Origin of the sequence: Nocardioides sp. (genome assembly GCF_030149505.1) — a bacterium.
GTDB lineage: Bacteria > Actinomycetota > Actinomycetes > Propionibacteriales > Nocardioidaceae > Nocardioides.
The window spans coordinates 39,074-47,607 of sequence record NZ_JASBRN010000003.1 but is presented as its reverse complement, the minus strand read 5'-3'; the positions used below and the strand labels follow the sequence as shown (position 1 = coordinate 47,607).

General features: G+C 73.7%; 10 protein-coding genes. 4 read left to right on the top strand and 6 right to left on the bottom strand.

Translation table 11 applies throughout. The features are described from left to right. A partial coding sequence (locus Q1V71_RS00670) for a hypothetical protein (RefSeq protein WP_300639285.1) occupies window positions 1-543 on the top strand: 543 nt, incomplete at its 5' end. A 9-nt stretch (window positions 544-552) separates the two neighbouring features. On the opposite strand, the gene Q1V71_RS00665 is transcribed toward Q1V71_RS00670, so the two are convergent. Both Q1V71_RS00665 and Q1V71_RS00660 read right to left on the bottom strand, forming a co-directional pair. Then, a complete protein-coding gene (locus Q1V71_RS00665; RefSeq protein ID WP_300639282.1) occupies window positions 553-1,242 on the bottom strand; it encodes a Pr6Pr family membrane protein in 690 nt (229 codons plus the stop codon). Window positions 1,243-1,271: 29 nt separating this feature from the next. Continuing rightward, window positions 1,272-2,465, bottom strand: coding sequence for a trans-acting enoyl reductase family protein (locus Q1V71_RS00660; RefSeq protein ID WP_300639279.1), 1,194 nt, complete (start codon window positions 2,463-2,465; stop codon window positions 1,272-1,274). Between the two features lie 65 nt (window positions 2,466-2,530). Here Q1V71_RS00660 and Q1V71_RS00655 point away from each other — a divergent pair, with 65 nt between their 5' ends. Further along, on the top strand, window positions 2,531-4,642 hold the full coding sequence (locus Q1V71_RS00655) for a beta-propeller domain-containing protein (protein WP_300639276.1): 2,112 nt from the start codon (window positions 2,531-2,533) through the stop codon (window positions 4,640-4,642). Between the two features lie 96 nt (window positions 4,643-4,738). Here Q1V71_RS00655 and Q1V71_RS00650 read toward each other — a convergent pair whose 3' ends face one another. Beyond that, window positions 4,739-5,446, bottom strand: coding sequence for a hypothetical protein (locus Q1V71_RS00650; protein WP_300639274.1), 708 nt, complete (start codon window positions 5,444-5,446; stop codon window positions 4,739-4,741). A gap of 63 nt (window positions 5,447-5,509) precedes the next feature. Beyond that, complete coding sequence (locus Q1V71_RS00645; protein WP_300639271.1) at window positions 5,510-5,932, bottom strand: helix-turn-helix transcriptional regulator; 423 nt, start codon at window positions 5,930-5,932, stop codon at window positions 5,510-5,512. A 191-nt stretch (window positions 5,933-6,123) separates the two neighbouring features. Here Q1V71_RS00645 and Q1V71_RS00640 point away from each other — a divergent pair, with 191 nt between their 5' ends. Both Q1V71_RS00640 and Q1V71_RS00635 read left to right on the top strand, forming a co-directional pair. Next, window positions 6,124-6,393 carry a DUF2277 domain-containing protein gene (locus tag Q1V71_RS00640; protein ID WP_300639268.1) on the top strand — a complete coding sequence of 90 codons (270 nt, stop codon included), beginning with the start codon at window positions 6,124-6,126 and terminating at the stop codon, window positions 6,391-6,393. Window positions 6,394-6,400: 7 nt separating this feature from the next. Beyond that, a complete protein-coding gene (locus Q1V71_RS00635; protein WP_300639265.1) occupies window positions 6,401-7,228 on the top strand; it encodes an NAD-dependent protein deacetylase in 828 nt (275 codons plus the stop codon). 39 nt (window positions 7,229-7,267) lie between these two features. On the opposite strand, the gene Q1V71_RS00630 is transcribed toward Q1V71_RS00635, so the two are convergent. Together Q1V71_RS00630 and Q1V71_RS00625 are read right to left on the bottom strand one after the other, a co-directional pair. Then, window positions 7,268-7,660 carry a hypothetical protein gene (locus Q1V71_RS00630; RefSeq protein WP_300639262.1) on the bottom strand — a complete coding sequence of 131 codons (393 nt, stop codon included), beginning with the start codon at window positions 7,658-7,660 and terminating at the stop codon, window positions 7,268-7,270. Between the two features lie 154 nt (window positions 7,661-7,814). Further along, on the bottom strand, window positions 7,815-8,501 hold the full coding sequence (locus Q1V71_RS00625; RefSeq protein ID WP_300639259.1) for a metal-dependent transcriptional regulator: 687 nt from the start codon (window positions 8,499-8,501) through the stop codon (window positions 7,815-7,817). Between the last annotated feature and the right edge of the window lie 33 nt (window positions 8,502-8,534).

Below are 8,534 nucleotides of genomic sequence, written 5' to 3'. Positions count from 1 at the left end.
GCGCTGCTCGCGCTTGCCGCCTGCGGCGGTGAGGACCCGCAGACCCCCGGACCGAGCGCGCCGGAGGAACCCGGCGCATCCCTGGGGCTCACCGCTCCCGGCACGGTCCTGGACATCGGCGAGACCGCACGGATCCCGCTGGAGGAGCGCACCGCCGCCTCGGACGGGGAGCCCAACGTCATCGACCTCACCGTCACCTCGGTCAGTCCGGGCGACCCCTCACTGGTCGAGGGCCTTCCAGGAACGCCGTACTTCGCGCGCCTCACCTTCACCGCGGTCTCCGGCGACGCCCAGCGCTTCTTCCCCGCCGACGTCATCGTGGCCTGGTCCGGGGACACACAGGTCCTGCCCCTGGCCTCGCCGGCCGTCGTCGGCGACTGCGCCCGCGTCGGGTTCACCGCGCCAGAGCCGCCGCTGGGCAGCTCGATGGACACCTGCGTCACCTTCGTCGTGGAGCCCGGAGGTGCACCGCTGGACCGGATCGGCTACGACGACAACGACACCTACGACGACCAGGAGGGCACTGCCGTCGAGTGGCGGTGACCCCCGCCCCTAGGCGGGCTGGACCGCGCGCCGACGCGAGAGGACCCGGTCGACCGCAGTGAGCACCGCGGCGACGACGAGGCCGAAGACCAGGATGGCCGCGATCGTGGCGAGCGCTGCGGGGTAGCCGCGCTCGTTGGCCGCGACGAAGGCGTAGGGGTAGGCGTCGATCACGGCGCCGCGGGCCAGCATCCAGACGACCCACAGCAGCGGCACGACGAGCGAGAGTGGCAGCAGGCGCACGGTGAGCCAGCCGCGCGGACCGGCCCAGGCCCAGACGGCCAGGGTGAGCAGCGGCGTCACGACATGCAGGACCGGGTCGGTGAGCAGCGACCAGCCCTGCACGTCGATCGAGGGTGCCAGCAGCAGCTGGTAGACGATGCCGGTGACGGTGATCATCAGCAGCGCGTCCAGCAGCAGCACCCGGGTCCTCGGGCCGTCGCTCCCCCGGGCCAGCAGGGTCGCGGTCACCGCCACGACGATGTTGGACCAGATCGTGAAGTAGCTGAAGGTGTCGACGACGCGCTGGAGCACGCCGTACGCCCCGTCGCCGGTGTCGCCGTAGAGGCCGGGCTCGGGCGGGACCTGGGCGTACCACCCCAGTCCCGACAGCAGCACGGTCGCCACCACCCCGAACCACGCCACGACGGCCACCACTGCCCACGCACGGCTCACCCGCACGTCCTCCCCTGACGTCATGGGGAGGAGTATGAACCCTCGGCGCGCGCTCAGCCCTCGGTCTGCGCGTCGACGACCTGGAAGGACATCCCGGCCGCCTGCAGCCGGGCGAGCAGGTTGTCCCCCATCGCCTGGGCGGTGGTGACCTGCCCGGAGGTCGGCGGGTTGTCGTCGAAGGCCAGGCACAGCGCGGACTCGGCCAGCATCTTGGCGGTCTCGGTGTAGCCCGGGTCGCCGCCGGAGACGCGGGTGTGGATGGTGCGGCCGTCGCCCTCGCCGACGAAGTCGACGGTGAACCAGGACTTCTCCCGGCGCGCCGGCGAGGGGCCCTCGCCCTGCTTGACGCGGGACTTCAGCAGGTTGCGCGCCGGCGGGATCTTGGCCGCGACGCCGATCAGCCCGACACCGAGCGCGCCGCCGGCGGCGTACCGCAGGGTCTTGGTGCCGGCGAAGTGGGAGTAGCGGAAGTCGGGGCCGTAGGTCTCGAGGGCGGCGCCGCTGCGCGCGACGACCTGCGGGTCGATGGTCGGCATGGGGAGCAGGTAGTAGCCCAGCACCGGGTCCTTGCCCGGCTTGCCGGCCACCGCGCGGCTCTTGCGGCCCTCGGGGCGGGCCTCGACGCGGCGCCGCTCCTTGAGCGCCTGGCTCATCTGCCGGCTGCGCTCGAAGGCGCCCATCGCGGAGTGGAACGTGCCGCCCGAGAACGTGCCCGCCGCGCGCACGACGCCGCGCAGGGTCACGGGACCGGAGGCGTGCAGCTGCTGGACGGTGTAGTAGGCGCCGAGGTCGTGCGGGATCGAGTCGAAGCCGCACGCGTGCACGATCCGGGCGCCGGAGCGCTCGGCCGCAGCGTGGTGGCGGACGTACATCGTGTCGACGAACTCCGGCTCGCCGGTGATGTCGACGTAGTCGGTGCCGGCCTCGGCGCACGCGGCGACGAGCGGCTCGCCGAGCTGCTGGTAGGGCCCGACGGTGGTCGCGACGACCTTGGTGCGGCGGGCGAGCGCGGCCAGCGAGGCGGGGTCGGAGGTGTCGGCGATGACGATCTCGAGGTCCTTGCACGCGGGGTCGATGGTCGCCAGGTGCTGGCGCACCGCCTCGAGCTTGCCCTGGTTGCGGCCGACCAGCGCCCAGCGCAGGCCGCTGGGGGCGTGGCGGGCGAGGTACTCGGCGGTCAGGCCGCCGGTGAAGCCGGTCGCCCCGAAGAGCGCCAGGTCGAGGTCACGGGTCTGCGCGTCAGCCATGGGGCCATCGTCGCAGGCGGCCTCGGCACCGGGAACCGCGCGTCCGCGTCGTACGTCGCAGCAGCATGCGCGCACGCCCTCGGACCCTGCTGCTCAGCACCGCGACGGCGGGCGGACTCCTCGCCGCAGGGGTGCTGGTCGGCGTCTCCCTCGCCGACCAGGACGCCGCCCCGGTCGCTGACCCGGTCGGCGAGCCGACTGCCGAGCCGGGTCGTCCGGCCGGCTCGACGAGACCGGTCGCGTGGCAGGGGGACGGACTGGTGCCGGCCGACTCCTGCGAGGAGCTGCTGGCCTGGCACGTCGACCGCGCGGAGGAGCTCGTGACCCCCTGGGGGTGGGCCGGGTACGCCGGCTGGCCGGTCGCCGCGACGGACCTGGGCGCGGAGGCCCTGGCGTCGGTCGGGGGCGCCATGCGCTCCGCCGCGTCGGACTCGGCGGCCACCTCTGCCGACGCCGGCGGCATGACCAACGCGACCCAGAGCGGCACCGGCACCAACGTCCAGGAGGCCGGGGTCGACGAGCCGGACGTCGCGAAGTCCGACGGCCGGCTCCTCGTGCGGGTCGAGCCGGGCGGCTGGGGAGGCGGGCTCGTCGTCGCCGACGTCACCGGCGCGACGGTGCGGGAGACCGCCCGGCTCGACCTCCCCGACGTCGTCGACCCCGAGCTGCTGCTCGTCGGCGACGCGGTGGTCGTGGTCGGGGCCGACCGGGAGGCGGAGCGGGGGGCCGAGGGCACCCGCTTGCTCCGCGTCGACGTCTCCGACCCGGGGGCACCCGTCGTCACCGACACCCTCACCCTCGACTCCGCGCTGCTCTCGGTCCGCCAGCACGGGTCGGTGCTGCGGTTCGTGGTCGAGTCCGGGCTGCCGGACCTGCCCTTCGGTGCACCCGGTCGCGGCGGTCCGCGCGGGCGCGCGGAGGAGGACGCGGCCCTCGAGCGCAACCTCGAGGCGGTCCGTGCCACGACGGTCGACGACTGGCTCCCCCACGTGACGACGTACGCCGCCGACGGGACGTCGCGGACCTCGCGGCTGCTCGCGTGCGAGGACGTCGCGCTGCCCGCCGACCCCGGCAGCGCCGACGGCTCGACCCCGGGGACGGTGGCGATCGTCGGGCTGGACGCCGCCGAGCCGCTCGGCGACCTCGGCGCGACCGACGACCCCGGCGACTCCGGCTCCGACGACGCCGGCCCGGAGGACGCCGGCGGGGCCCAGGGGGTCGGCGTCGCGGTCGGCACGGACCTCGTCTACGCCTCGACCGAGCGGCTCTACCTCGCGACGTCCGGTGCCGCCAGCGGGTGCTGCTGGATGTTCGACGGGGTCACGTCGTGGCGCGGCGGACCGCTCACCGGCAGCCGGGTCGCGCTGCCGGAGCCGGACGGCACCAGCGAGCTGCACGAGTTCGTGCTGGACGGGACGGGCGCGACCTACACCGCCTCCGGCGAGGTGGACGGCGCGATCCGCGACCGCTGGTCGATGGACGAGCACGACGGGAAGCTGCGCGTGGCCGTCGGACCGACGGTCGAGACCGGCAACTGGTCCTCGATCGTGGTGCTGGCCGACACCGGCGACGGCCGGCTCGACGAGGTCGGCCGGGTCGACCGGATCGGCCCCCGGGAGGACATCGAGGCCGTGCGGTGGTTCGGGGACCTCGCCCTGGTCGTCACCTTCCGCCAGGTCGACCCGCTCTACACGGTCGACCTCGCCGACCCGGCTCGGCCACAGGTCGTCGGAGAGCTGAAGATCCCGGGCTTCTCGGCGTACCTCCACCCGCTCGGACCGCACCGGCTGCTCGGGATCGGTGAGGGTCCGGTCCCGACCCGGCGGGGCGGGGAGTCGTGGGGCGCCCAGGCCGGCCTCTTCGACCTGGCCGACCTGGCCGAGCCCCGGCGGCTGGACGTGGAGTCCTGGGCGCCGGGCACCCGGCACGTCGCGGCCACCGACCCGCGCGCCTTCACCTGGCTGCCGGGGTCGCGGACGGCGCTGAGCGTGCTCACCCGGGGCTGGGGGGCGCGGACGGGGTGGGTCTCGGTCGTCCGGCTCCGGGACGGGGTGATCTCGCAGGAGCTGGTCGAGGTCGAGCACGGCTCGGACGTCGAGCGGGTACGGCTGGTCCGGCTGCCCGACACGCGGGTGCTGCTCGTGACCGGCGACGACGCGTCGTTCTTCCCGGTCTGAGGCGCCGCCGAGGAGCAAGGAAGCGTCGAGCCCCGCCGCCCAGGGAGGGGCGACGGGGCTCGAGACGTGCGCGGCGCCGGAGCGCCGGAGGACGGGTCAGTCGCCGACCTTGGCGGCCGCCTCGGTGGTGGCCTGGGCGGCGGCGGTCGCGGTCTTCTTGGCCGCGGTCTTGGTGGCGGTGGCCGACTTCTTGGCCGGGGACTTCTTGGCCGTGGTGGTGGCCTTCTTGGCGGTCGACTTCGCCGAGGTCGCGGTGGTCTTCGCGGTGGTCTTGGCGGTCTTCTTGGCCTGGGTGGTGGTCGTCTTGGCCTTCGCCTTGGTGGTCTTGGCGGAGGTCGCGGCAGCCTTGGTGGACTCCTGCTTGCGGATGCGGCCCACGAGCACCTCGCCGCGCTTGGCCAGGTCGGCGTAGGCGGCCGTCGCGGTGGCGGTGGTCTCGTCGAGCTGCTTGCGGACCTGCGTCGGCAGCGCGAGGGCCTCGCCCTGGAGCTCGGCGACGCGCTTCTCGATCGCGGTGCGGCGGGCCTTGGCCTCGTCGCTCAGCGCCTCGACGCGGGCGTTGACGGTCTTCTCGACCTGGGCGCGCAGGGTGGTGGGCTCGAGGTCCTTGACGGACTTCTGCACGCGCTCGAGGCGGGACTGGGCGTCCTTCTGCAGCTCGACGAGCTTCTCCTGCACCTCGGCGACGTACTCGCGCACGGCCTCGACGGCCATGTCGACGACACCGGCGCCGGCGTAGAGGGTCTTGGTGGCCTCGGTCTTGAGGTCCTCGATGCGGACGGTGGGGAGAGTGGCCTTGGCCATGATGGATGTGCTCCTTCGGTGGGCCCGAGGGCCCGTCGTGTCGGTCGTGGCGGGTGCCGCGACTCAGGGTGTGGCTTCGTGCTCCTCGCCCGGCTGGGCCGGCCCGGGGCCGGCCCCGCTGCCCGCAGCGGCGCCGTTCATGGCGAGGAAGGACTGGTAGACGTCGAGCAGGGACTGCTTCTGCCGCTCGGTCAGCGCCGGGTCCGCGAGGACGGCGAGCTCGACCGAGCCGCCGAGGCCCTCGTCGGGGCTCACGATCCCGGCGCGCAGGTAGAGCTGCTCGGCCGAGATCCGCAGGGCCTTCGCGATCTGCTGCAGCACCTCCGCTGACGGGCGCCGCAGTCCACGCTCGATCTGGCTGAGGTACGGGTTCGAGACGCCGGTCTGCTCGGCGAGCTGCCGCAAGGAGAGCTGCGCGAGCGTGCGCTGCTCCTTGAGGTAGTCACCCAGCGAGCCGACCGCCGTCGACACCTTTCCCTTGGCCATGGGTCCCATAGTGCTAGCAATAGCAAGCACTTGCAAGTCAGCAAGCACGTGTGACGAGTCACGTCCCTCACAGGAACGCCAACAGCGGCAGGGTCCTCGTCACGCGCGTATCGCTAGCACCTTGCTAGCGCTGACGGCCGATGCATGCTGGAGCACGCATGCATCCGGGCGCGCCGACGTACGCTCGGCCCATGTGCCGCAACATCCGTCAGCTCCACAACTTCGAGCCCCCGGCGACGACCGACGAGGTGACGGCAGCAGCGCTGCAGTACGTCCGCAAGGTCAGCGGCTCCACGAAGCCCTCGCAGGCCAACCAGCAGGCCTTCGACCGCGCCGTGGCCGAGGTCGCCCACGCCACCCGGCACCTCCTCGACGCGCTCACCACCACCGCCCCGCCCAAGGACCGGGAGGTCGAGGCGGAGAAGGCTCGGGCCCGTGCGGCCGTGCGCTACGCGCGGTGACGGGTCGATGACCCAGACCGCCCTGCCCCGCGGCGAGCAGCTGGCGGCACCGGCGCTGGACCTGCTGCGCGGGCGCCCCCTCGTGGTGCTCACCGGGGCGGGCCTGTCCACCGACTCCGGCATCCCGGACTACCGCGGCCCCGGGTCGCCGGCGCGGAAGCCGATGACCTTCCAGGAGTTCCTCTCCGGCCCCGAGGCCCGCCGCCGATACTGGGCGCGCAGCCACCTCGGCTGGGGCCGGATGCGCCGGGCCGACCCCAACGAAGGGCACCTGGCCGTGGCCCGGCTCGGGGCGGAGCTAGTGATCACCCAGAACGTCGACGGCCTCCACGAGCGCGCCGGCACCCCCCGGCTGGTCGCGCTGCACGGCCGGATCGCCGACGTGGTCTGCCTGGACTGTCGGCTCACCTCGCCGCGGGCGGCGCTCCAGGAGCGTCTCGACGCGCTCAACCCCGGCTGGCACGAGCGGCACGCGAGCGTGCGGATCAACCCCGACGGCGACGTGGAGCTCGAGGACACCGCGGGTTTCGAGGTGCCGGCGTGCGAGGCGTGCGGCGGGGTGCTCAAGCCCGACGTGGTCTTCTTCGGCGAGAACGTCCCGAAGGACCGGGTCGAGCGCTGCTACGCGGCCGTCGAGTCGCTGGCCGACACCGACGGCGCGTTGCTGGTGGTCGGCTCCAGCCTGACGGTCATGAGCGGGCTGCGCTTCGTGCGCCGCGCCGCCGCGCTCGACGTGCCGGTGGTGATCGTCAACCGCGGCGAGACGCGCGGCGACCCGCTGGCGACGTACGCCGTCGAGACCGGCTGCACGGAGTTCCTGACCGCCCTGGCCTGAGCGCCTGGCCCGAGCCGGCGGGCAGCCGGACGAGCGGCGTCAGGAGGGCTCGGGCCGGTCGCGCAGCCGTCCGAGCAGGTCGAGCAGCCCGCTGAGGTCCTCCCCTGCGGGAGCGCCGGTGTCGAGGCCGGACAGTCGCTCCCGCACCGTCTCGGGGGGCAGTCGCACCCCGAGCTCCAGGACGTAGTGGGTGTCCTCGAGACTGAACTCGAGGTCGACGACGCTGGCAGCGTGGAACTCTCCGTCCGGGTCGACCACCACGACCTGCTCGTCGAGCTCGAGCCCGCGGGTGAGCCCGCTGTCGGAGTGCGAGACGACGAACTCGCCACCCGCGCCGGGACCGTCGGTCAGCACGGCGGCGCGCACCGGCACCGCGATCAGCTCCACGAGGTCCCCCGATCGACCCGCGCCGCTCGACCGGCGCTCCTTCACCGTAGACATACCCTTCATGCCCCGACAACGAGGTGGCTCGGAAGGTGGTCACGTCAGGGTCGGCACCCGTCTGGACGGCCCTCAGGTCCGCCGACGACCTGCCGATAGCCCCCTGCAGAGCCCACGGGGGCGGACGCGGGCCCCGGCGACAGGCTCAGAGCCGGCGCACGAAGATGTGGTCGGCCGCCTCGGGCACGATCTCGGCCGACTCCCCGCCCGCACCGACCAGGACGCCCTCCTCGGTGCGGACGACGGTGACGGTCTTGTCGGGCAGCGCGCCGACCCGGCGCAGCGCGCTCATCAGCAGCTCGTCCTTCTGCATCTCCTCGGAGATGCGGCGCACCAGGACCCGGCCCTCGCCCTGCTCGGCGGCCGCCGACAGCGACTCGACGCCGTCCATGAACGACTCGGCCGGTGCGGACTGGCCGAGCTCCTCCAGGCCGGGGATCGGGTTGCCGTAGGGCGACTGGGTGGGGTGGTCGAGGATCTCGAGGAGCCGGCGCTCGACGGTCTCGGACATGACGTGCTCCCAGCGGCACGCCTCCTCGTGGACCTGCTCCCAGTCCAGGCCGATCACGTCGACGAGCAGCCGCTCGGCGAGCCGGTGCTTGCGCATGACCCGGATGGCCAGGCGCTGGCCCTCCTCGGTGAGCTCGAGGTGGCGGTCGCCCTCGACCGTCAGCAGGCCGTCGCGCTCCATCCGCGCCACCGTCTGCGACACCGTGGGGCCCGACTGGTGCAGGCGCTCGGCGATCCGGGCCCGCAGCGGCACGATGCCCTCCTCGACCAGCTCGTAGATGGTCCGGAGGTACATCTCGGTGGTGTCGATCAGGTCGCTCACGGACCCATCATCCCATCCGGCGGGTGGCCGCCC